The following is a 24,056-nucleotide window of genomic DNA, read 5'->3' on the forward strand; positions in this document are numbered from 1 at the left end:
TTTAAAGATTAGAAAGTTGTTTTCAGGCCAATGGCAAAAGAACGAGCCGGTGGCAGTATCGAATAATAAGCGGCAGGCACGAAGTCAGGATCTATGCCGGCTTTGTTTTTAGTCCACAAGGCCAGGTTACGGCCATAGGCAATGAGCGACAGGCGCTGCATATGCAGGGGGCGCAACAAACGGGCCGACAGTTCATATGCCAGGGACACTTCCCGTAAGCGGATATGGTCGCCGCTTTCTATCAGTTTATCCGACTTAGGATACCAGGTGTTATCGTAGCTAATGGTATTGGAAGGTACTACCGGTACATTGGTATGAGCTTCATCACCGGGTTTGCGCCAGCGGTCTGCCACGTCACTGTGGATGGATTTCTGCGTGAAATAGCTGAAGTAATCAACAGTGGGGCGACGGAACACATATCCCAGTTTATACGTGATCATAAACGACAGTTCCAGCTGGCCATACCGCAGGATATTGGTCAGGCCGCCATAAAACCGGGGCACGGTGGTACCGCTATAGGTAAGGGTAGACAGGTCAGCGGAAATATCGGTGGCAGCCAGCTGCTGCTTGCCATCACCAGATAAAACAGTGGGCCTGCCAATACTATCGAGTCCACCATAGCGGTAACTGTAAATACCTTCTATAGGCCGGCCTTTGATGGGATTCGCACCGCTGCCACTGTTGATGTAGTAGCTCACGTTTTCCCGCTGCATATTGGAAGAAGCCACTTTGTTTTCATTATAGCCGAAGTTCAGCATCGTCTTCCAGGAGAAGATTTTTTGCTGAATGATTCCGGCAGATACGTTAAGGTCTATCCCATGATTATTCAACTGGGCAGTGTTTACCACCAGACTGGTAAAACCATAGGTCGCATTAAATTCAGCGGGTCCCAGGAGGTCGTAGCTGCGTTTACGGTATACGTCCAGTGTTACTTCGAGGCGGCTATCCCAGAAAGACAGGTCGGCCCCGATGTTGAAGGTTTTGGTCTTTTCCCAGCGTAGAAACGGATTGGCCGGATTGCTGATGTAAGCATAGTTCTGCCCGTTGTAGTAGCCAGGGTAAGAAGATACGGCAGCAATCAGGAAAGGACTCGTGGACTTGTCTACATTACCATTAACGCCATAGGTTACACGCAGATTGAGCCGGTTGAGGAATGGCAGCTGCATAAAAGACTCTTCTCCCAGTTTCCACATACCACCCAATGACCACAAGGGCGTTGCCCGGTATTCCTTACTGGCGCCAAACAGATTGGAATCGTCCAGCCTGGCGCTGCCGGAAAAAACATACCGGCTCCGGAAGGTATAGTTGGCATTACCATACCAGGACATAAAACGGTCCCTGGTATCTCCCAGGCTGTTCGGAATACCTGGCTTATTCTGATTACCGCTAACGGCGGTTTTAAAATAGGTATCGTAGTTTACCGGCATAGACGCCAGGGTCTGATCATCATATCCATATAAACGGCTGGAGGCGCTCGACATCCATACCTGCCGTATTTCACTGCCGGCTACGGCATCCACGCGATGCTGTTTTCCAAACTGCCGGTTCAGGTTGAGCTGTCCGCGTATATCATAATGTTCCATATCTGCATTGGACAGGTCCAGGATACCGCCCTGTGGCAGGCCATACACTAGTTTCACCGGGTTGCCGGCCACTGTGGACGTAGCATTGTTGATAGTATTCCTGCTCGTATAGGTGTTAGGGTTATAATAGTTGCGGTTACGCAGGAAAGTACGTTCATACAGGCCACTCAGGGAAGCAGTTAATCCGGGAATGATCCTGTAATTGAAGTCGCTGTTGATGCGGTACAGGTTCATACGGCTGGTATTATCTGCATTGGCCATTTCAGCGAGGTAGTCATATTTCCATGGAAGGTACCCCAGCCGTTGCAAGGAATCCAGTGCCCGGCTATTGAAAGCACGGGCATACTGTATGGGCTTGCCGTTATCATCCACAATACGATCGTACGGCAGCATGGTGCTGATACCGGGTTCCAGCGGACGAAGTCCCTGCCCGCTGTTTTTGACATTGTTGATGACAGCCATAATACCTACGTTGGCATTGAGTTGTTTACTCAGCTGGAAACTGTTGGTAGCGTTGAGTGTTACACGCTGATTACGGTTGCCTTTGGCCACAGGCTGTTCATCACTGAAAGAGCCGGAGATGAAATACCGTGCAAATTCGTTTCCACCACTGACAGACAGATTGTATTGCTGTATCTTTTGTTGCTGCAACAGGTATTGCTGATACTGTTTTTTATAGTCATAGCTGCTCAGTTGTGCTACCAGTGCATCTCTCTGGGCAGCAGTAATTTCCCCTTTTTTATAACGGAAAAAAATATCTGCACCGGCAGAAACGGCAGGCAGCGACCTGCCGCTGGGATCAGGGATCAGCTGTTTATCTACGGCTTCTTTTTCAAAGTCGAGATAGTCGGCAGCGCTGGCCACCGGCCTGTAACCCAGGTTGGGCCGGCCTCCCAGGGTGAAGTTGGTAGAGAAGCTGATCTGTTTGCGCTGTGGTTTTCCTTTCTGTGTTTCAATCACTACTACGCCATTGGCTGCACGAACACCCCAGATAGAAGCCGCAGCCGCATCCTTCAGAAAGGTGATGCGTGCAATGTCTTCAGGATTGATCATAGACAGGTCACCTTCATAGGGAAAACCATCTATCACGATGAGCGGATCTTGCTGGGCTTTGAACGTATTACGGCCACGGATGCTGAGCAGCGAGTTTTTGGTAGGTCTGCCGGATGCGTCCGGCAGGTTGCTGGTCAATAACAGTCCGCTCACCATACCTTCCATCTTGTCTACCACATTCATGGTGATCTTTCTTTCCATATCCTTTTCCTGGATCTGGGAAAAAGAACCGGTAGCTCTTTCTTTGGCAATAGTCTGATAACCGGTAGACACCTCCACTTGTTTGAGCTGGATGTTGTCTGTGCCCATCACTACGTCCAGATGCTGTTTCCCGGTAGTAGCCTGCTGTTGTGTTCTGAAGCCGATAAACGTAAATATGAGCAGCTCTCCCGGTTTTCCCAACCGGATGATGTAGTTGCCACTGGCATTTGTGAGCGTACCTGCTTTGGCAGAAGAAGATTTGACGGTAACACCGGGCAATGGGTTTCCGCTTTCATCCGTTACCTGGCCATGGACCAGCAGCAGATCTTCCTGTGCAATAAAACCACTGGCGCTGACGGTCACAGCGGCTTCTGCAACAGCTTCTTTTTTACGGCGCATATCTTTCACAATCGTGTAGGTGTTGTCATTCACATACAGGAAGAGATAACCACGCTGATAAAGCACTTCTTTCAATACGGCTTCTATCGCCCTACCCCGGAAGGTACCGGGATCAACGGTAGTGGTAACGTTGTCGAGCAGATGATTTTCGTAAACGAAACTGGTCCCGAATATCCGCATGACTTCTTTCAGAGCGGTCATGACCGGCATGGGTCTGACTTGTGCGTACGTGAGCTGCATACTGAACATCCATGCGCATGCGATGGCCGCAGCTTTGCCAAACTGTGCTCTCTTCATAATTGACTTTTGGTTGGTTGATAAAATAATTGTTCACTATCTGGCAGTGAAGAAAAGCGTATCCCGATTTTGTTTGATATCTATATCCAGTACTCTGGACAATACGAACAACAAGTCTCTATCCTGTTGCATAGGTATCCTTCCTTTAATTTCACGTTCAGCGATGGTGCTGTCTTCCAGCACTACTGTATAACCATAATTCTCTTCCAGTATTCTGATGATTTCTTTTACCCTGGTAGCATTCAGCAATAGCTCATGCCTGGTCCAGGCCATAGCGGCCGCCGTATCTGCAGTTCTTCTGATGCCGCTGTGGGAGCCGCTTTCAAAGGACCATTCCTCACCGGGTTGCAGATAGGTGCTCAGCCCCTGCCGGCCTCCCACGTCGATACGCACACGACCACGTTGCAGTACTACAGCTGTATGTTGGTGACGATGGCGGACATTAAATGCAGTACCCAATACGGTCACACTTACATCTGCTGCCCATACCCGGAAAGTATCCCCCAGATGTCTGACATCAAAGAAAGCTTCTCCTTCCACACATACCTCCCGCTTGCCCGTTAATGGCCAGCTGCGGGCATAGGACACAGAAGAGTGCGCATTGAGTATCAGTATAGAATGGTCCGGCAGCTCTATCCTGCGTATTTGTCCATATCCGGTACGCATCGTCACTGTAGAACTAAAGTACCACGTCGCTCCCAGTGACAGCAACAATAATATACTGGCCGCTGCCAACCAGAACCGGCGATAACGGGGCATCCGGCGTACAGGCATCTGTTCTATGCCGGTTAAGACTGACTGCCACACTTTTTCCTTACCCGGTTCATTATTATTGATGACCGGTAATGCCAACGCATATATTATTTCTCTTGCTTCCTGCATGAGTTGCGCCTTGGCCGGCATAGTAACCGCCAGTTGCCGCCAGAACTTATCTGTAGCGGCATCGGGGAATTTTACCCAGCGAATAAAATATTCATCCGCCAGAAAATCCTCCATGAGATAATCATTAAAATCTTTATTCATCACATCCATGAACCTTTTCCTTCAGCTATAACCATACAGACACAAATGGATATCCGGATTATCCCATTTTTCTGAAAAAAATGAAAAAAAATTTTTAACGGCGTTGCTGCAGCAGATATAGCAGAACGAGAAGGGAAAAATCGCCGAATTGTTCTCTCAGGCGCTCCAATGCGCGATATACAAGTTTGTAGGTGCCTCCTATGTTGATATGCATAATCTCCGCGATCTCTTCATACGACAGGTCTTCGTAATACTTCAGAAAGATGGCCTCCCGCTGCCTGTTGGTGAGGGTATCCAGCAGGGCATCTACCTTCCGTTTCAGATCCTGCGCACGCTCAGCTCTGATCAACGGGTGTTCATAAGACAGTTCCAGATTAAAAGGAATATGTTCCCCGGAAAACGCATCCTCCAGCCGGGAAGGGCTGTACTCCAGTTTACGCAGCAATATACGACGGAAAGAAAGCAGCAGGTACTGTTTTACCACCAGCGGGGTAACAATCGCATCCCTGTTCCTCCATAACTTGAGGAACAGATCCTGAATACTTTCTTCTATAAAGAATTTATCAGGGGTAAACTTAAATCCATAATTGGTCAGTGGCGAGTAATAGCTGTTATACAGCCCTTCCAGTCCACTGATTTCTCCGGATTTGTACCAGGACCATAATTCTTTGTCGTGCATGTTAAACTAGGAAAAACATGAAGCTGCAATATTACAGGAAAATTCCTTTCAAGACAATTCAGCGGGATAACCCTGCCAGGTGTTCACAGCGCAACAGTGCCCAGTCCAGATCATCTGTTGCACCATCTATAGCGGTCTGATACACCTGCTCCAGTCCGATACGCAGCTGGTAACAGGCCAGCCTGGCCTTGTCCAGCGGGAACGCTTCAAAATAGCGGGCCTGGTATTCCATACAATCTAACCAGGTACGCCAGAAAAAAATATTAGCCATATCATAAAGGCTGTCGCCTATCATGGCCTCCGACCAGTCTATTACACCCGTCACCAGATGTCCGTCTGTCAGCACATTATTGGAACCAAAATCACCATGCACCAGTTGTCGTATTTCAGGGCAGGCTGCAACTGACTGCAGCAGCTGTTCCTGTAATGGCAGGATCCGTTTCATCGGCACGCGCTTACCGGCTTCCTGCCAGTTGTACAACGGATCGTTGACAATACTTTCCAGATAAGCTTTCCAGCTGGTATAACGGCCATGGCCCTGCGCATTAAAAGGCCCGAAACCACTCATCCCATCCAACGGTGCTGCTGCTATGGCTTTCATCACCTCATCTACTGCTCCGGTGACTGACGGCAACGCCGCTACCGGCAAGTCCTGCAGGGTAACACCCGGTACCAGCACCGACAAACACCAGGCTACGCCGTTATCCAATACACCTATCGCTTCTATCTCCGGTATGGGTAATGCCGGACCAGCAAACCGACGGCACACAAAATCATCTTTCTCAAAACCATGAATATCGTGATTAGCCCTCAGCACATATTTTTTTCCGAAGATGATCACTCTGAATGCAAAGGACTCTTCCCCATCCTGTACTGGTTCAATATGGGTTATTTCCCCGCCCAGTGTAGCGATGGCCGTGATCATCTCCTGTATGTCAACAATTGGTTTTCTCATTTTGCTTCCGGATTATCATATAACGTAAAAACAAGCATCTGGTTCTCTCTTTTAAACATAAATACATTTTCGCATATAGAACATCCAGTGATGAGCGCCGGTAACCCGCTATTCACCGGCATACAACAACACATGCCACTGAAGACCAGCCACAGTCAACTATTTAAACCCGGAGTACAGCCACTTTATCCTGAACGAATTAAGTATTTTTTCACTGCGGTCATATTTCAGTACTGCAATATAACTTGCAGTCACGGGCTAGATAAGAAAATTCCATTTAAAACCAAAAAACCATACAGTGAACCAATAACACCTGGTAGCCATTTAAGTATCCACGTTAAACTTCCACTATCTCCCATTTTCCCGAGTAATCGATTTTAAAACCGTATCAAAAAAGAACCACCTTTTTGACCGAAACCCTCATTTCAAACCTTTCAATTTAAACCGTACTCCTATGGACCACGCGATCCGTATTGATGCCCACGGGCAGCAACATCCTATTGTTGCTACCGAAGGAGGTCATCATCTAGCCGAATTATTGAGACAAACATTATGGGAAGATTACAACTCCCGGGAAACACTGGTAACCCTGTTCCGGAAACAAGCCGGCCAAACACCACACCACACTGCCATTGCTTTTAAGGGCAAGACCCTTACCTACAGTGAACTGGATGAAAGAAGTAACCAGCTGGCCCACTATCTGCTGGCGCAAGGTGTAACAACAGGCAGTTATGTGCCCGTCTACCTGGAACGCTCGCTGGAATGGCCTATCGCGGTGCTGGGCATCCTGAAAACAGGTGCCGCCTACATCCCGGTAGATGCTATCTATCCTGGCAAGCGGGTAACGTTTATCCTGGAAGAAGTGGAAGCCAAAGTGATTATTACCGAGCTATCACTGGGCTCACGGCTCTTTCAGGTGCACAACACGGCCGTTGTTTACCTCGACAACCTGACCATTCTGCAGGACCAGCCCATGAGTGCACCAGCAGTACAGCCCGCGCCCACAGACCTGGCCTACATCATCTACACCTCCGGCTCCACGGGCCAGCCCAAAGGAGTGATGATCAACCACCTGTCTATCCAGCACCTGATCACCTGGCACAACCATCATTATGCCGTGAACAGCAACAGCCGCCTGTCGCTCGTTGCCGGCCTGGCATTCGACATCTCCGTATGGGAATGCTGGTCGGCCCTCCTGTCCGGAGCGACCCTGTTTATCGCCGACAATGAAGAGCGCACCAACGCCGCACTCCTGATGGAGTTTTACCATCGGAATCAGCTGACACACGCCTTCACCCCCACTGTACTAGTCCCGGAACTGGTAAGCCTTAGCCGCGAAACCACCAGCCTCGCGTTGCAATACCTTTTCTCCGGCGGTGAACAAATGAAGCCTGTATTAACCAACGGTCTGCCATACACGCTGATCGATTATTACGGTCCTACGGAATATACCGTTTATGCCACCCATCGCCCGGTGGTGGATGTAGACGGACAGTATGTTCCTAGCATTGGCCGGCCCATCGCCAACACCCAGGCCTTTATTCTCGACCGCGACCTGCAACTGCTCCCTGCCGGCGCAGTAGGCGAACTATGCATCAGCGGCATCGGCATCGCACAGGGATACTTTAAAAATCCGGCCCTGACAGACAGCAAATTCGTTACACATCCCTTCCAGCCCGGCCACAAACTTTACCGCACCGGCGACCTCGCACGCCGCATGCCAGATGGCAACATACAGTTCCTCGGCAGAATAGACAACCAGGTGAAGATAAGAGGCTTCCGCGTGGAACTCGGAGAGATAGAAGCAGCACTGCTGCAGGTTCCTCATGTTAAAAAAGCCGCGCTGATAGCCGTTGACAACAACCGTCAGCAAAAACAACTGGTAGCCTTTATCGTGCAGGACCATCCCAACGAACAACAAGGTATCGCCCTCGCCCGGCAACAGCTGAAACAGGAACTGCCGGGATATATGGTGCCCGCCCGTTTTATCTGTGTCAAAACATTACCGGTAAATGCGAACGGCAAAGTAGACAAAACCGCACTGGCAGCCCTCTTTGAGCAGATGGGCGCCGGTTATCAGGAATCTACCGAACCATTCACTGAAACAGAACAGATTGTTGCGGAAGTATGGTCCGATATCCTGGAACGGCCTTTTATTCAACATAACGACAACTTTTTTGATATCGGCGGCGACTCTCTCCTGGTAGCAACCGTGGCTACCAAATTGAGTGACCGGTTCAATATCAAAACATACCTGCGTGATCTTTATCAGTATCCCGTACTGAGAGAACTGGCCACGATGATTGATAACAGGGTTCGCACCGGCGAAACCGGTATTCCGGAAGAAGATATGGAACCCTATGTGGCCCTGCAGCAGGATGCCTACCTCCTGCCAGACGTCATGTACAATAATGCATTCGATAGCAGTGTGCTGCAAAATCAGTCTGCCGTGTTACTCACCGGCGCCACCGGTTTTGTAGGCATCCACCTGTTACAGGAATTGCTCGACAACACTCAGGCCGTTGTTTATTGTCTTACCAGGGCAAAAGATGAACATCATGCGCTGGATAAGATATACCAGGCATTTACCTCCTATCATATTCCGGTACAGGAAAACACCAGACACCGGATTATACCAGTGGTAGGCGATTTCAGCCAGCCTTTTCTGGGAATCTCAGCAGATCAGTATCAGGAACTGGCAAATAAGATAGAAGTGATCTATCACTCCGGCAGCTCCGTTAATTTCATTGAGCCCTATTCTTTTCAGAAAAAGCCCAATGTAGACGGCTTACGCGAGATCATACGCTTTGCCGCCACCGGCAAAACCAAATGCCTGTCGCTGCTCTCCACCATTTCGGTGTACAGCTGGGGTCATGTCTTCACGCATAAAACCATTATGAAGGAAACAGACGACATCGCCCAGAACCTGCTGTCTGTAAGTAAAGACATTGGTTATGTCAGAAGCAAATGGGTAATGGAAGCGGTGGCCGACCTGGCCGCAGCACAAGGTGTGCCTGTCATCACCTTCCGCCTCGGCTATGCTATGTGCCACAGCCAGTCAGGCGCCAGCGCCCCTTACCAGTGGTGGGCCAGCCTGGTTAAAAACTGTGTGCAGTATGCTTCTTACCCTGCCCTGCGGGAACTGCGGGAAGGACTCATCACCGTGGACTATATGGTGAAAGCACTGGTGCATATCACTAAAAACAAAGCAGCCATCGGCAAAAAATTCAACCTGATCGCTTCTCCGGAAAAAAATCTTACCCTGGAGCAGTTCTTCGAAAGGCTGAAACAATTCTATGGCTTCAATCTGCAACCGCTGCCCTACAAAGAATGGCGCAAACAGTGGGAAGATGACAGCACCAACCGGCTCTACCCACTCACCAGTCTTTTCAGGGACAACATGCACGAAGGCCTCTCTACTGTAGAGCTTTATCAGGACACTTACGTGTGGCACCGCGATCATGTAGACCAATTCCTGCAAGGCTCCGGCATTGAGGAACCTACATTCGACAAACCCATGCTGGACAACTATCTCCGGTACCTGGGCATACCCACGGCGTAAGCCACTCAAATCAAAGCCGCATGGGTAATTGTTCCCATGCGGCTTCCCTTCTGCGTTTTCACCGTTTTCTCATTTTGACAGGGTTTTATCATTTTGACATGGTAGCACTATTCTTTTTCTGTCATCTCCCGCAAAACAATATCTCTCCAAAGCATTTACCATCAAGGATTTCACGCGCCTCACCCAAAAATTTTCTATCCGGGGCACATCTTTGGATATCCAGGGACTGTTCAATTCACCAATTTCTATTTCAAGATGAAAAATGTTATTTCCTGGTTTGTTCTGACGTTGATGTTATCAAAAGGATTTGCCCAACAAGACACCATTCGTAAAACGCCTGCTTTAACTGTAGACAGTTCCAACGGAAGAAGTTTACCCTCTCCGCTTTCAGCCCCTCCCTTTCCCAGCGGGGAATGGGTAGGTGGCCCTTTGATAGGCATTCCGGCGGACGCACCGGATTATCCGCTGACCCGTGCGCTGGGATTGTCCGGCAGCAAAAGCCGTATTAAAATTTACGGTTGGGTAGATGTAGGCGGCAACTTCAGCACCAGCCGCAGTTCCAATGCACCCACCTCCTATAACCTGGTACCCAACAACGTAGTGCTGGACCAGCTGATTCTCCGGGTAGAACGGCAGCCCAATACCGTACAGCGTGAACATGCCGACTGGGGCTTTGTGGTAGACAATATTTACGGAACAGATTACCGGTATACCCTGGCAAAAGGTATTTTCAGCGATCAGCTGCTGCAAAAAAACAACCTGTATGGTTATGATCCCACCCAGGTGTATGCCATGCTTTATCTGCCCCGCATAGCAGAAGGGCTCCTGATCAAGGTAGGCCGGTTTATCTCACCCGCTGATATTGAAGCACAGTGGGCACCGGACAACTATCTGTATTCCCATTCCCTGATGTTTACCGTAGACCCCTATACGTTTACCGGTGTACATGCCGCCCTGCGACTCAATGCGCACTGGCAGCTCTTTGCGGGCGTACATGCCGGCAACGATATGGCACCCTGGAGCAATTCTGCCAGCCCTAACGGACTACTGATGGCCAGATGGGTTTCCAGTGATAACAACAATGCACTTTATGGCGGTATCAATTCCATGGGAAAAGGTTACTACAAAAATGCGCATGACAACCTGCAGATGGTGGTAGCTACCTGGGGACACCGCTTCAGCAGCAGGGTGCATATGCATACAGAAGCCTATTATATCTGGCAACACGAGGCTGCCGTAGGAGGCACTGCGATAGAAGGGCCCGGAGAAAAATGGTACATGGGCACCGGACTCGGCGCCACTATCCCAGGCATCGCTTCAGCAGTAGGGCTGGTCAACTATTTCCAGATACAGCTGTCTCACAAAAGGGATTACCTCTCCATCCGCAATGATATGCTGAACGACCCGCAGGGTAACCGTACCGGCTATACGACGACATATACCAGCCATACCATCGGATGGGTACATCATTTCAATGACCTGGTGAGGATACGGCCGGAAGTCCGTTACGAACGTGCCTGGAACAACGATGCCACCCCGTATGACAACGGGCTGCGCAGAGATCAGTTTACAACGGCCATGGATCTGATTGTACGGTTCTGATAAAGTGTAAGGAGGGCGGTCTCTCACAGCTAACAATAGAGGCTGCCCTTTTTATGAGCAACCCCTGGTTTTAAAAAGACAGGCTATATTCTTCCATTTTCCGGTAGAGGGTAGACAAGCCAATATTCAACAGCCTGGCTGCTTTGGACTTGTTGCCCGCCGCATACCGGACCACCCACTGGATATGTTGTTTTTCTATAGTAGCAAGATCAAAAGCGCCGGGTTGATGTACCGGGCTTCTATGCAGCCGGATGTCAAGCGGCAGCGTGTCCGGCGTCAGTTCTGTGCCGGGAGCCACAATCACTGCGCGTTCTATCACGTTCTTCAACTCACGGATATTGCCGCGCCAGTCGTGCATAGTTAGCTGGGTAATAAATTCGCTGCTCATACTGTTCACCTGTCTTCCGCTTTTTCCGGCAAACAAATGCATAAAATAAGCAGCAAACAGGGGTATGTCTTCTTTCCGCTCCCGTAAGGCCGGCAGGGTAATGGCAAATACATTCAGCCGGTAATAAAGATCTTCCCGGAAACGGCCGGCTGCTATTTCCTTTACCAGGTCCCTGTTAGTGGCTGCTATAATACGGATATCCACTTTTGTTTCACGGGTATCTCCTACTTTGATAAACGAAGATGTTTCCAACACCCGCAGCAGCTTAGCCTGCAGGTCCAGCGGCATCTCCCCTATCTCGTCGAGGAACAGCGTGCCCTGATGGGCTTCTTCCATCAGACCTTTTTTATTTTTGGAAGCGCCGGTAAAAGCGCCTGCCTTATAACCAAACAATTCACTTTCCAGGATATCCTTCCCGATGGCGCTGCAGTTGATGGCAATAAATTCTTTTTCCGACCGGGTGCTGGCATGATGGATGGCCTGTGCAAACATTTCCTTTCCGGTGCCCGTTTCACCGAGTAACAACACCGGAACCTCATTGGGGGCAGCCTGCGCGGCCAGTTGTTTGGCCTCGCGGATACCGGCAGCAGTACCCAGGATATCATTAAAAGCAGCATAACGGTTGCCCACACGGGCTTCCAGCTGCAGCACCCTTCGCTGCAATGCTACCCTTTCCAGAGCACGGTACAGCAGGGGAATAATCCTCGCATTGTCGTTGCCTTTGGTGATATAATCAAAAGCTCCCTGTTTGATGGCCCGCACACTATCCGGAATATTACCATAGGCTGTCAGCAGAATGGTAGCGGCCAGCAGGCCCCGTTCCTGTACATGGGATACCAGGTCTATACCGTTGCCATCCGGCAGCATTACATCGCTGAGGATAACATCCACCGGCGTTGTTTCGAGGATACGCCGGGCCATTTTCATACTGCTGCATTCGTGTACGACAAAGCCTTCCAGTACGATAATACGTTTTAACAGATGACGAAGTTTCTCTTCATCTTCCACCAGTAAGATTGTTCCCGTTGTCATGTTTTGGGTGATTTGACAATGCGTCAGATAGCTTGTAAATGTTCATCTGTAATGTCCAATATGCTTGTGCTGATCTTCAGTATCCTTTCCACGTCTTCACTGATGCTGTTCACCAGTTCCTGCTGTGCCGGCAGCAATGGGCCTGTCCGGCTGTCAGCCAGCAGATTCAGACTCATCTGCATGGAAGCGATGGGTGTTTTCAGCTCATGTGAAGCCGTTGCTATAAATTTTGTTTTGGCTGCAGCCAGTTCCTGTATGGCACTCATATCGCGCAGCACAATCACTTCACCGATCACATCACTATTATTGCCTACACTGATCACCTCCTTGATGAAGGTCGCCGTTTGTCCGCCACTGCTGATTTTCAGCTCCTGATTGGCAGGATGTCTGATAATCATATCCAGCACCGGATGATCCGATGTTTTAACGGGGCCGCATATACGTTTGGCCACGGTGTTCATAAACAGGACGTTTTTTTTGTCATCGAATACGATGATCGCATCTTTCATCAGGTTGATGATTGCTTCTATCCTTGTTTTTTCGGAACGGATCTTTTCCAGGTTGCTGGTTTCATAGGTGCGCAGTTTCTCTGCCATGGTATTGATACCCGCTGCCAGTTCCCCAAATTCATCTCCCGGCTGCAGATCTATGCGGGCATTGTAATTTCTGGCTGTGATCTCCCCGATACCGGCTTCCAGCAGATTAATGGGACGGGTGATGATCTGCGGAAAGCTAAAAATAAAGATGAGAAAAAGGCTGAGCAGAATGAGGGTAATGACAGATAAAGTCAGAATCGTTCTGGAAGCCGCAGCGGAGGCGGCACTGTTCTTATGTACAATGGCTTCCTGGTTGATCACCGCTATCTGCAAGACCGTTTGCCGTACTGCTTTGATCAGGGCTTCATTCCGGGGATCTGCCTGCAGCTGTTTCATCTGTGCCGTCACCTTAGCGGTGAGTGCTTCTTCCCCGTGTTCCGTAACGTTGTGCTGTTGCAGGTCCAGGTTCTGCTGCAACAGGTCAAACTGTACGGGCTCTTTTTCAAGTGCCTGCAGCATATTGTTACAATAAACGATGGAATGCAGATTCTGTTGCAGAATCAACCGGGCATCACGGTCCAGCTGGTATATCCGATAGATACCCTGCATACTGATCGCCAGCGTCACGGCAAACAGGAATATGAGACCCAGGGTCAGCTTTGTTCTTAACCGTAGCATGATAGTAAAAGTTATAAGTTTTCAACCAACATGCCACCAAACAGATGCCATTCATCATAAATAGCAACCTCCGGAAACAAAAAAACTGATTTACAGCACATTAAAGACAAGCACCTCCGCTCTTCCCATTTGCCGGGTATACCAAAATGGTAGGGTTTTTATCAAAATGGTAAGGTATTTACCCGTTTTAATTAACGGTTGCAACCGCTGAAAATACTTATATTTACCCCATCCGGAAAACAACATCAAAAAATGTTAACCATATGTCCAATTTGAATGTATTCATTGTCATGCTCGAGAGTAGCAAAACAGAGCAGTTGCCCGTTCATATCTTCCTGACCCATCACACACTCAGCGGTATTGTAACCCATATTGATGCTGATTATGTAGAGATCAGGACCGAAGAAGGTAAACGCGGACTGATATCCCTGGAAAAAATTGAAGCCATCACCGGCCATTGATTCATAGAAAAAACGATAGCATGGACCAGAACTCCCAACGCCCTGAGCAGGCTTTGCCCGGGCTTATCCGTAAAGTATTGGGCAGCCCGCATTCCGAACAGGTTATTAAAGCACAGATCATCCAGATGGCTTCCCGCAACCTGCATGTGCCCGAAGTGACCACCGCCCTGCTGGAAGTATTGCCCCTTACCAAAGACAAGGAAACCAGAACACAGCTGCTGCAGTTTCTCGCCGCTTTGAACACCTCGCGTTTTACCGATACCGGCGCTCTTTTTCAGGCGTTGCTCGATGTATACCGCCAGGAGAAAGACCGCGATACCCGCACAGCCCTGTTATACCGCCTTCAGGAAAGCATCCACCAGGACCCGCGCCTGGCAGCCTTCTTTGTGGCGTTATCCGGACAGGACTCCCTGAGTGAAGCAGAACGTATAGCCGTTCAGGATACCCTGTCTTCTCTACCCTCCATCTCAGAAGATACAGCCCTTGCCGCCCTGCAGCAAAACGTGAACGCCCCTACGGTGATGCAGCTGCAGGCCCTCGATATAGCAGAAAAATGCCCCTCCTGGAGTCAGCTGCTGGTGGCCGGTTTGCAGCCTTACCTCGATGTAAAAAATGACCGCGAAGTACGCTTCCGCATCCTGCGCAGGCTGGCAGGAGCCCGCCTCCTGGAACCGGCATATGCAGACGTCATCATACCCGTGCTGCGCACCGATCCGGAAACATATGCCCGGGAAGAAGCCCTCAACGCCCTCTCCCGGATAAAACCCTGGAAGGAGGAAGTCATCCTGCAGCTCTTCTGGTCGGCGACAAATGACAGCGATGAAAGTATCCGCAGCCAGGCGCTGCGTATGCAATCCGAACTACCCGAACGCACCAACGAACAACTGATCGCTATGGCCGCCCTGCTGGCCTCCGACCGTTCGGAAGGCGTACGCACCACCTTATTGCAACAGCTCAAACCGGTGATGCGCATCCCGGAAATCAGGACACGGGTAGCAACAGCCTTCTCCGGCCATCCCGGTGTATTTGCCAGCCACGAATTTGATCTGCTCACAGATATGCTGGCTCCCTATGCCGGCCGCGATGAACAGATCAGTCAGTTGCTCCTTCAGAGTATACAGGGACTTCCCAACACCAGCCAGCGCCAGAGAGTATTACAGCTGCTGATCGGTAAGATCAGCATGGAAAAAGTACTGGAGCCGGTTATACAGCTGTTCCGCCAGGAACACAACGAAACACTGCGGGAAGTGCTGTTCAATCAGATCAAAGCCTTGTCTGTGGCCCGTCATCCGCAGTTGGTGGATGTTTTCTGTGCCGAGCTGACAGAACCCGGTTCTCCTTTCCGCATCACCTGCGCCGGCATTCTGGCCAATGCTGCGGAGATATATACCCAGATACCACCTGCACTGGAAGATGTACTGCTGTACGACAACGACCGCGAACTGGTACGCCTCTGCCTCGACGGCTATCTGCGCCCGGGTGTAGACAAAAAGTTTGATATCCTGATCAACGTTGTCAAAAATGAACTGGCAGATACCCTCTCCAGACAGAAAGCACTGGACGCTACAATGAAACTTCCTTTAGACGAATCACAACAGGATATGCTGGCAGACGCCCTCTCGGGCCTGAAACCAGGTACATTAAAAACCTCCTGATAAACTACTGAAAACATGGACCTCAGTAATACGATTACAGCCATCAGGGCCAGGAGAAACGCCGGCAGCGAACAGGCGCTCCTGATGCTCGATATGGTGCCACTCTCCGATACAGACAATAAATATTCTCTGCTATCATCGGCAGCCCATTATCTCAATGATCCGGCCATCATCTCCCGCTGGATCAGCCTTATCGCTGATGAAACAGATACACAGCTGAAAGCTGATATGCTGCAGCGCCTTGCTGCCAACGGATTACAGCAGATACCCGACAAAGATGGCTTCATCGCCCTCCTGTCGGCATCCCTTCAGCAGGATGAATCCCGCGATATCATCCTGCCTTTGCTGGGCAGGCTTTCACTGGCCCATCCTGCTGCACGCCGCCGGCTGATAGACTTTTACCGGCAACAGGATAATGCAGACGTACAGCGCCAGATACTTTCCTGGCTGCTCATACCGGCCCATACCAGTGATGAAGATCTGGCCTTCTATCTCGGGATCCTGCATACAATAGATACCGCCGATAAACTGGTACTACTCAACCGCCTCCTACTGCGTGACAAGCTGGAAACCCCGGTACTGGCGCAACAGCTGCAACCGGCTACGCCCGACGTGATCAAGGAAATGGTGCTGCGTTATTGTGTAGACCGCTCCATCGTTCCTGAAAGCGCCCTGTGTACACTTATCCAATCCGATAAAAACGCATTGCTCCGCAAATGGAGCATACAGCTGCTGGCGGTACACGGTATCGGCCATACGCAGGTGACTGCCATCCTGTTGCAGGCCCTCCGGGAAGATCCCGATCCTGCCGTAAGACAGGCTGCCATGCAGGTGTTTACGTATAGCCTCACCCTCACTCCTGACAATATCGCCTACCTGAGCAACTGCCTGCTCACGGAAAAAAATATACAGGTAGCGCAGCAACTACTCTACCTGCTGGCCCCCTACACTACCCGCAACGAAGCATTGTCTGATACACTCTGGCAACTGCTGGACCAGGATATTCAGACAGCAGTCGCCATAGGCATCTATGACATACTCGGCAAACAGGTCGCTGAAAAAATTTCCATGCTCGACAAATTCATGGCCGCCTATGAAAAAGAACAGCATGACGACTGCAAAGCCGTGATCCTGAAAGCCATTACCAACGCCATGAACACCGGCGAAGCATGGAACCGTTTTTATCTCCGTGCCCTGGAAGCTCCTTCCACCGCCATCCGGTCCTGGGCAGTACAAGGTTTGTTGCTGGTACCACTGACGCCAGACAATACCACAGCTATCGCTGCAGCTGCTCCTGCGCTGCTGCAACAGGATATTCCCTATCAGCAACGCCTGCTGCTAGCACGGAAAATCAGCTGTATCCCGCAACTGCCACAGGCAACAGTGGAGGTATTCAGCCGGCTCGCCGATCATGAAACCGCCCAGGACCTGCTGCACATCTGCACCCTGGTACAGGAGAAGGCTATTGCCCACAACGGCGCAACACAGATCAACTGGGAACAATGGCTGCATAAGGCCGATGTAACCCATGATCTGAGTGGTATCTTCCCGCATATTTGGCTTTTCTATAATGATAATCCTGAAATGGCCGGCAAAGTACTGGTGGCAGCCCTCCATCCTGCCAACAGCAATGCACTGTATCAGGATGGTGTTTCCGATGTGGAGATACTTCGTTTCCTCTCTGTGAAAGCAGGCATCAGCGAGCATCTGAGCCGCTATGCCATGAATCAGCTCCTGCATACAGACCTGGGCAATGAATCCAAATTCAAATGGTATCTGCTGATTCTGAAAAGCAACCCTTCCGCTGAAATTCTCCGGGAAGGGCTATGGCAGCTGCTGGAAAAGAGAGGTCGTTATATCAATATGATACAGCTGGATGAACTGTTGCGCATGGTATGGCATGACCAGCTGGAAGCGGTGTTCACACAACGGATGCTGCAGCAAACCACCGCCGAGGGTATACTTCCCTTCCTTCAATATCTCTCTGCCAACAATACCTGGGAACCAGTGCCAAAGCTGTTGACAGCCGCAGCTAAATTGCCGGGCATGTTAGCAGATAACACTTTCAAAGACCAGCTCCGTACGGTCTGCCGTAACTGCGGCATAGACATGGAAGCGCTGCAACGCAGCGTAGCCCCGGCCCCTGACCCGGCAGCTGAAGGTCCCGGTTTTGCCGATTAACACCGGCAGGTACATTATTCATCATCTCCATTGAAAAGGAATATGGCGGAAGAAATTCTTTTATTCGATATACTATTATCTGCAGAACGCAGCACGGAAGAGCGTCTGGCCGCACTGAGCGACCTTCGCCCCTTCCTCGAAACAGCAGAAGGCATCACCCGCTTATGCGATGCCCTGCAAAAAGAAGAAACCATTTCAGTCAAAACAGCCATACTTGCGCTGCTTTGTGACATAGACCCTGCACGTGTGCAGGAGCATCAACATTACATCCATACCCTGTCGCTTATCGCCTGTCTCGATCCGGAACGCCCGCTGCGCTATATGGCCGTCAGCAGGCTGGCAACACTGGCATCACATATCAGCGGGATACAGGAGATACTGGCAGAAACCATGGTCAATGATCTGGATACCGACATACAACTGGCCAGTATCAAAGGATTACAACACAGTGTCAACAAAACCGAAGATACCATCGCTAAAATCAACGATTATCTTCCACTGGCACCGGAAGGCTGTCGTGGCCCGTTGCTGACGCTGGTAGAACAATTACCTCAGCCCCATGCTGCGCGGATGACCGTGCACTTCCTCGACCCGCTGGAACCCACTGCACTCCGGCATACCGCACTACAGCAGCTTGCGGCAATGCCCGTATTGCCTTCCGATGTTTTATCACAGCTCACCAGGATGATACCGGTAGAAACTGTTCTATCGGTAAGAACAACGATCATCGGGTTACTGTCGGCTATGCGACAGGTAGATGAAAGTCTTTTCCGGGACCTGTTTACCGCACTGCAACAAATGCCTGACCAGCCGGAACTGCTGGCATTGATCAGTGGCAGGCTGGTAGCGCATCCGGAGCTGCAGCCGCTGTTTGTTGACTTGTTTACACAAACCACCTCCGCCGGCCTCAAAATCCGCCTGCTGCAATTATTACAACAAGCCGATCTGCCTCAGCTGATCATCGGCGGACTCCAGGATGCCAGCCCCTACGTACGGGAAGCCACCCTACCATTACTCACCGCTAAGTTTGCTCAGTGGCAGGAGCAGCTGGAACCCGCACTGGCTAAAGCTATCCGCGAAGAGCCACTGGTAGCCCTCCGCAGCGCCCTCGTACAGGTTTTTCTGCACACCGGTCGCAAATCCGTACAAACAGAAGCCCTGTTGGTTACATTAGCCAACGAGGAAACCGATCATCACCTGAAATCACTGCTGGCTACTGCGGCCTGCGAAGTGGCTGTCAATGAACAAAACAGACAGCCCCTGCTGCAACTGTTCTGCGATGTGCTCGAAGGACACTGGTATCCTCCTGCACTCAAACAACAAGTCATCACAAGGCTTCAGACATTTTCCTACAGCGATGATCCCGCTCTCAAAAGAAGTCTGGGGCTGCTGCTGGACCAGGCAAAAGATATTCAGGAACTGGACCGCGTATACCGCGTACTCAAAACACTGGAAGCGGATTTCAGTCAACTGGCACCTTCCCTGTTGCAGGCCCTCTACCGGCATATTGCCTGGTATCCGCAACAGCCCCTGCATGAATGGGTGCAACTGATCGGACAACTGGCCGAACAACATCCGGCATTAAGAGCTGAACTGCCTTACCTGGTAGCCGTCACTGGCGCCACCTGGCTGCTCAAAGGTGCTGATAAAGCCGAACAAACAGGTGCTTTCCTCTCCACACTCAAAGATGCCATGCTGAAAAAGAATGGCATGCAGAGTTTTATGGAAGCCCAACGTTTGGTGAATGATGCCTGGAACAACCGGACCATCAAAAAAAGTGAGATCATCGAATTATACCGCCTGCTGTTACAACTGCCTCCATCCAGCGGTCTGCTGCAACAAGTGGTCACCATCCTGCAGCAGGGCAAACTCGTCACTCCCGAACTGGTAAGCCTCAGCCTCGACTACATCCTGGTTTCACAAGACAAGGATGGTGTATATATCGTTCGCAAATATCTCGAGCAAGCGGGCTTCATCGACCTGGAATACCGGGAAAGACTGCTCCGCCTCTTTAATCAGGAAAATTACCGGCAATACATGCAGTACAACATGCCGGAGATCCATTCCAAAAGAAGTATCCATACATTCAACGACTGGGAATTCAGTGGCTGGACCTGTCCGTATACACAGTGGCCGGTAGCCGCGCTTGTATTTGCTATCGAACCCACCGACCTGATTGATCGTATATTCAGCGAACTGCCCTCCGGCAACGACACTAACGCCACCCTGCCCTACCTGGTACTCGAACACCTGTTCAGAAACAGTAACAGCGTATGGGGCAAATACCTCCATCAGGATGCTGATAAGCTGGAACAGTTTCTTACCCTGCTTTTCAAAGGGTATCAGCAGCTCACCGCCAGCAACCCGCTGGGCGACCGCATGCTGTATACCTTCTGGAAAAAATGGAACGACTACGTAACAAAACTGAATGGCAAACCCATTCCCGGCGCATTAGCGGATGCAGCTGCTATCGTATATGGTGGTATTTGTAAAGTAGTACACCAGCTGGAACCCGGCTTCAACGGCAAGCAGTTTCCACAGGTGCTCAAAGGCATGAATAAAGATGTACTGCAACAACACTGGCCCTGGGATGCAACGTTATGGGAAACATTTACCTATAAATACTTCCCGGTGTATGATCCCGACCAGGAATCAGCAGTACAGTTATTTCAGCATGCTGCCAAAACCCTGCAGTCGGGCAACCTGGCCGAAGGACATCAGCTGCTGAAAGAACTGCTGGCACAATACCCGCATACCCGGCAGGTTAAAGAACAACTGACAGTGATCAACAGTGCCATACAACAACTGGAAGAGAAACTGGGGTAATATCTTCAACCCACGGGGTGGTTATTGTTGACCATCCCGTGGGTTAATCAGCAGGTATTATGGAAATCATCCTTGTCTGCATCTCTCAAAGAGACAACGGTGAAGCCCATGAGAAAAAAAGACCCGTCAACAAGAGAAATTATACCGCTCAAACACTATCAGCTATACAGGACTGATTTCATGATTCAGTCTATGATGTTATGCATGACAACGCACCAGGATTGGCTGTACAATGCCCTGCGCCCGGATGCCTACCTGATCCTGTGGTTCAACAACGAATCCAGCAGGATCATGGTAGATTTTGAGGAAGTATCCATTACACGGGACACGATATTGTTTATCAGAAAAGACAGGGTACATATACTGATGGATGAGCACTATGAAGGCATCACCATCAGCTTCACCGAAAACTTCTTCTGCAAATCAGCAGAAGATGCTGTTTTTCTCAATAATCACATTCTGTTCAGAGACAGTCAGCAGCCACGCTATATAAAGGTAGAGGAAGAAGACCGGGTACTCCGGTTACTGGCAACATTGCTGATGGAAGAAAATGCCACCACTGCTCCTTCCGAAACAGTGAACAGAAACCTTATTCAGCACTTCATGATTGCAGCAGCGCGTAAACTGGAACCTGCTGAAATACCATTGAACGCAGATAGAGACCGCAGTTATGTGACCGCCTTTCAGCAGTTGCTGGCCCGTGATTTCCGATCTGTGAAAATGGTACACACCTATGCCACAGCCCTGCACATTACAGAAAAGCGGTTAAATGCAGCCACCGCGCATATTACAGGCAAATCACCCAAACAGCTCATTGATGAAAAAATAATGCTGGAAGCCAGAAGAATGCTGACACATACCAGCCAGACCACCAGTGAAATCTCATTTGAACTGGGGTTCTTCGAGGTGTCCAACTTCATCAAGTATTTCCGCAAACATGGAGGGATCACCCCTGCAGCCTATAGGCGGCAAGGCGTAAAAGTATCATAAAATGGAGCAAACACACCTTTCTCCCCTGCGTTATTTGAGAGATTTTTGACAGGAAGATTTTTCTTAAACCTAAATGATAACTTATGCCCAGGTCGAAAGTTACCCGTAAAAGCACCCTCGTTGATATGACCGCCATGACCGATATGGTATTCCTGCTGCTTACGTTTTTTATGCTGGCTACCCGGTTCAAGCCGGCCGAACCCGTTGCCGTAATAACACCCTCTTCCATCAATACACAGATACTTCCCGATTCCGATGTGATCCTGTTTACCATGGATAAAAAAGGAAGGATATTTTTTGATATGGATGGACAACCCAAAAGAAAACAACTCATCGAGGACCTTGACAAACAGTTTCAGCTGGGCCTCACAGAAGCGGAAAAAAATAAATTCATTGTCGGCACCAGTATCGGTACAGAATTAAAACACCTGAAAGCATACCTGGCCATGCGTCCGGAACAACGGAAAGAGCATCCGATAGAATCCGGTATTCCAACCGATTCTGCGTCCAATGAGGTGAAGATATGGCTACAATATGCCACCACAGCCCAGCATAAAAGTGTCCGTACACTGAAATACTGTGTTAGGGCCGATAATGATGCGCCTTATGTTCAGGTAAAAAAGCTGCTGGCTTCCTTTAAGGAAAAAGGCATCCAGCATATCAATCTGGTCACCAATCTCAAAGCCAACCCGCTTACGAAGTCATAACATTTACCGCCTGCTCTTTTTTATTCAGCAGGAGCACCCGGTACATCACCAGGGCACTGGCCAGGATCAGGACGATGTAACTGAAAGACAGGTTCCGTCCGTCCTGTACCGGCAACACATATATGATACCTGCACTGAGCATGGAAACGATCACATAACAAAGGCCACCCGTAAGTCCTCCGGCGATGCCCGCATTTTTGGGGAATTTCTGCAGACAGAAGGTAAAGTAGTTGTTATAGGTAAAACCAGCTCCTACATGCACCAGGAAAGCAAAAGCCAGGATGGTCCACAGCTGGTTAAAGAGGCTAAAGGTTAGTAACAGCGCGCAGGCAGCAACGAGCTGTAACAACACGTTGATATTCATCTTCCGGACAAAGGGTTTATTGATCAGCCCCTTGCCCAGGAAACCACCCGCCATCCAGGCAAACCCCAGGAAGAGGGAGCAGTATCCCGTAACTACCGGCGATAAACTAAAATAGTGTTCAATGATAAACGGACCCGACATATTGTATACCATCACCATGGAATAGGCCAGTCCGAGCATACCAATGCCCAGTGTAAAACTGCCGGTACGCACCATGCCCATATAAATGGAGAGGATTCTTGCCGGATGGAAAGAGGTAGTCTGATGAATGGTTTCGCCACCGAAGATCGCTTCAAGTACAAAGAGTACCGCCGCGAAACCACCCAGAAAATAAAAGTTGGACTCCCATCCGAAGCTCACTTCCAGGTATCCTCCTATAAAAGGCGCCACAATAGGGCCGGTAGACCATATAATAGTAAAGAAGCTCAGGTAATGTTTGAGTTTTTCGCCGGAGTAGAGGTCCACAAAAAAAGCGCGTTTACTCACCACCATGGCTGCAATGGTGATCCCGTGCAGTATCCGCATCGCATATACGACATACAGATTATGTGTATTGGCAATGATCACACAGGAAAGACAGAAAAGCAACATGGAAACCATGCTTATTCTGTAACGGCCGTAGCTGTCGAGCAGGCCACCCACAAAAAGCTGAGAAAGGCCATAGCTGATCAGAAACAAACTCAGGGTCAGCTGTGCCTGGCCGTTGGAAATGCCGAGTGCACTGGTCATGCCCGGCAGGGAGGGAATATAGATGTCTGTAGCAAATCCCGACATCGGTATCATAGCAAAGGCAAGTAGTGTGGCAATACCAATATTACTTTCCTTTATCCGTTTCAGTTTAACAGTGCTGGTAGTCATTTTATAGCGGCTATTGATTCATTTGC

At 49.9% G+C, this 24,056-nt stretch carries 15 protein-coding genes; 8 read left to right on the top strand and 7 right to left on the bottom strand.

All coding sequences use genetic code 11. The features are described from left to right. Positions 1-8: 8 nt before the first annotated feature. The 4 genes from KD145_RS06505 to KD145_RS06520 form a co-directional block, all read right to left on the bottom strand. Entirely contained in the window at positions 9-3,533 is a 3,525-nt protein-coding gene (locus tag KD145_RS06505) for a SusC/RagA family TonB-linked outer membrane protein (protein ID WP_212005098.1), read from the bottom strand. 36 nt (positions 3,534-3,569) lie between these two features. Further along, positions 3,570-4,307 (bottom strand): FecR family protein, encoded by a 738-nt coding sequence (locus KD145_RS06510; RefSeq protein ID WP_374223532.1) that lies wholly within the window; start codon positions 4,305-4,307, stop codon positions 3,570-3,572. Between the two features lie 343 nt (positions 4,308-4,650). Beyond that, on the bottom strand, positions 4,651-5,235 hold the full coding sequence (locus tag KD145_RS06515) for an RNA polymerase sigma factor (protein WP_212005100.1): 585 nt from the start codon (positions 5,233-5,235) through the stop codon (positions 4,651-4,653). Positions 5,236-5,293: 58 nt separating this feature from the next. Continuing rightward, a complete protein-coding gene (locus KD145_RS06520) occupies positions 5,294-6,190 on the bottom strand; it encodes a phosphotransferase family protein (protein WP_212005101.1) in 897 nt (298 codons plus the stop codon). Between the two features lie 454 nt (positions 6,191-6,644). Here KD145_RS06520 and KD145_RS06525 point away from each other — a divergent pair, with 454 nt between their 5' ends. Further along, on the top strand, positions 6,645-9,752 hold the full coding sequence (locus KD145_RS06525) for a non-ribosomal peptide synthetase (RefSeq protein ID WP_212005102.1): 3,108 nt from the start codon (positions 6,645-6,647) through the stop codon (positions 9,750-9,752). A gap of 255 nt (positions 9,753-10,007) precedes the next feature. Further along, positions 10,008-11,354 carry an outer membrane beta-barrel protein gene (locus KD145_RS06530; protein ID WP_212005103.1) on the top strand — a complete coding sequence of 449 codons (1,347 nt, stop codon included), beginning with the start codon at positions 10,008-10,010 and terminating at the stop codon, positions 11,352-11,354. Between the two features lie 70 nt (positions 11,355-11,424). On the opposite strand, the gene KD145_RS06535 is transcribed toward KD145_RS06530, so the two are convergent. Both KD145_RS06535 and KD145_RS06540 read right to left on the bottom strand, forming a co-directional pair. Beyond that, on the bottom strand, positions 11,425-12,774 hold the full coding sequence (locus KD145_RS06535) for a sigma-54 dependent transcriptional regulator (protein WP_212005104.1): 1,350 nt from the start codon (positions 12,772-12,774) through the stop codon (positions 11,425-11,427). A 23-nt stretch (positions 12,775-12,797) separates the two neighbouring features. Further along, entirely contained in the window at positions 12,798-13,988 is a 1,191-nt protein-coding gene (locus KD145_RS06540) for a histidine kinase dimerization/phospho-acceptor domain-containing protein (RefSeq protein WP_212005105.1), read from the bottom strand. Between the two features lie 263 nt (positions 13,989-14,251). On the opposite strand from KD145_RS06540, the gene KD145_RS06545 reads away from it, so the two are divergent. From KD145_RS06545 to KD145_RS06570, 6 genes are all read left to right on the top strand, one after another. Beyond that, positions 14,252-14,449: a hypothetical protein gene (locus tag KD145_RS06545; RefSeq protein WP_212005106.1), complete on the top strand. Its 198-nt coding sequence runs from the start codon at positions 14,252-14,254 to the stop codon at positions 14,447-14,449. Between the two features lie 20 nt (positions 14,450-14,469). After that, complete coding sequence (locus KD145_RS06550) at positions 14,470-16,104, top strand: HEAT repeat domain-containing protein (RefSeq protein ID WP_212005107.1); 1,635 nt, start codon at positions 14,470-14,472, stop codon at positions 16,102-16,104. 15 nt (positions 16,105-16,119) lie between these two features. After that, positions 16,120-18,285, top strand: coding sequence for a HEAT repeat domain-containing protein (locus KD145_RS06555; RefSeq protein ID WP_212005108.1), 2,166 nt, complete (start codon positions 16,120-16,122; stop codon positions 18,283-18,285). 42 nt (positions 18,286-18,327) lie between these two features. Next, entirely contained in the window at positions 18,328-21,111 is a 2,784-nt protein-coding gene (locus KD145_RS06560; RefSeq protein ID WP_212005109.1) for a hypothetical protein, read from the top strand. A 204-nt stretch (positions 21,112-21,315) separates the two neighbouring features. Beyond that, positions 21,316-22,101 (top strand): helix-turn-helix domain-containing protein, encoded by a 786-nt coding sequence (locus tag KD145_RS06565; protein ID WP_212005110.1) that lies wholly within the window; start codon positions 21,316-21,318, stop codon positions 22,099-22,101. Positions 22,102-22,184: 83 nt separating this feature from the next. Continuing rightward, positions 22,185-22,808 (top strand): biopolymer transporter ExbD, encoded by a 624-nt coding sequence (locus KD145_RS06570; protein WP_212005111.1) that lies wholly within the window; start codon positions 22,185-22,187, stop codon positions 22,806-22,808. Here the strand turns inward: KD145_RS06570 and KD145_RS06575 are convergent. After that, positions 22,795-24,030 (bottom strand): MFS transporter, encoded by a 1,236-nt coding sequence (locus KD145_RS06575; RefSeq protein WP_212005112.1) that lies wholly within the window; start codon positions 24,028-24,030, stop codon positions 22,795-22,797. The two genes, KD145_RS06570 and KD145_RS06575, sit on opposite strands and share 14 nt — an antisense overlap. Between the last annotated feature and the right edge of the window lie 26 nt (positions 24,031-24,056).

This window comes from Chitinophaga sp. HK235 (assembly GCF_018255755.1).
Taxonomy (GTDB): Bacteria; Bacteroidota; Bacteroidia; order Chitinophagales; family Chitinophagaceae; genus Chitinophaga.

Bases quoted from the DNA above. Each gene is read 5' to 3' on its own strand.
- KD145_RS06505 (WP_212005098.1), bottom strand. From the start codon at position 3,533: ATGAAGAGAGCACAGTTTGGCAAAGCTGCGGCCATCGCATGCGCATGG.
- KD145_RS06540 (WP_212005105.1), bottom strand. From the start codon at position 13,988: ATGCTACGGTTAAGAACAAAGCTGACCCTGGGTCTCATATTCCTGTTT.
- KD145_RS06535 (WP_212005104.1), bottom strand. From the start codon at position 12,774: ATGACAACGGGAACAATCTTACTGGTGGAAGATGAAGAGAAACTTCGT.
- KD145_RS06565 (WP_212005110.1), top strand. From the start codon at position 21,316: ATGACAACGCACCAGGATTGGCTGTACAATGCCCTGCGCCCGGATGCC.
- KD145_RS06545 (WP_212005106.1), top strand. From the start codon at position 14,252: ATGTCCAATTTGAATGTATTCATTGTCATGCTCGAGAGTAGCAAAACA.
- KD145_RS06525 (WP_212005102.1), top strand. From the start codon at position 6,645: ATGGACCACGCGATCCGTATTGATGCCCACGGGCAGCAACATCCTATT.
- KD145_RS06510 (WP_374223532.1), bottom strand. From the start codon at position 4,307: ATGCCTGTACGCCGGATGCCCCGTTATCGCCGGTTCTGGTTGGCAGCG.
- KD145_RS06550 (WP_212005107.1), top strand. From the start codon at position 14,470: ATGGACCAGAACTCCCAACGCCCTGAGCAGGCTTTGCCCGGGCTTATC.
- KD145_RS06520 (WP_212005101.1), bottom strand. From the start codon at position 6,190: ATGAGAAAACCAATTGTTGACATACAGGAGATGATCACGGCCATCGCT.
- KD145_RS06555 (WP_212005108.1), top strand. From the start codon at position 16,120: ATGGACCTCAGTAATACGATTACAGCCATCAGGGCCAGGAGAAACGCC.
- KD145_RS06530 (WP_212005103.1), top strand. From the start codon at position 10,008: ATGAAAAATGTTATTTCCTGGTTTGTTCTGACGTTGATGTTATCAAAA.
- KD145_RS06560 (WP_212005109.1), top strand. From the start codon at position 18,328: ATGGCGGAAGAAATTCTTTTATTCGATATACTATTATCTGCAGAACGC.
- KD145_RS06570 (WP_212005111.1), top strand. From the start codon at position 22,185: ATGCCCAGGTCGAAAGTTACCCGTAAAAGCACCCTCGTTGATATGACC.
- KD145_RS06515 (WP_212005100.1), bottom strand. From the start codon at position 5,235: ATGCACGACAAAGAATTATGGTCCTGGTACAAATCCGGAGAAATCAGT.
- KD145_RS06575 (WP_212005112.1), bottom strand. From the start codon at position 24,030: ATGACTACCAGCACTGTTAAACTGAAACGGATAAAGGAAAGTAATATT.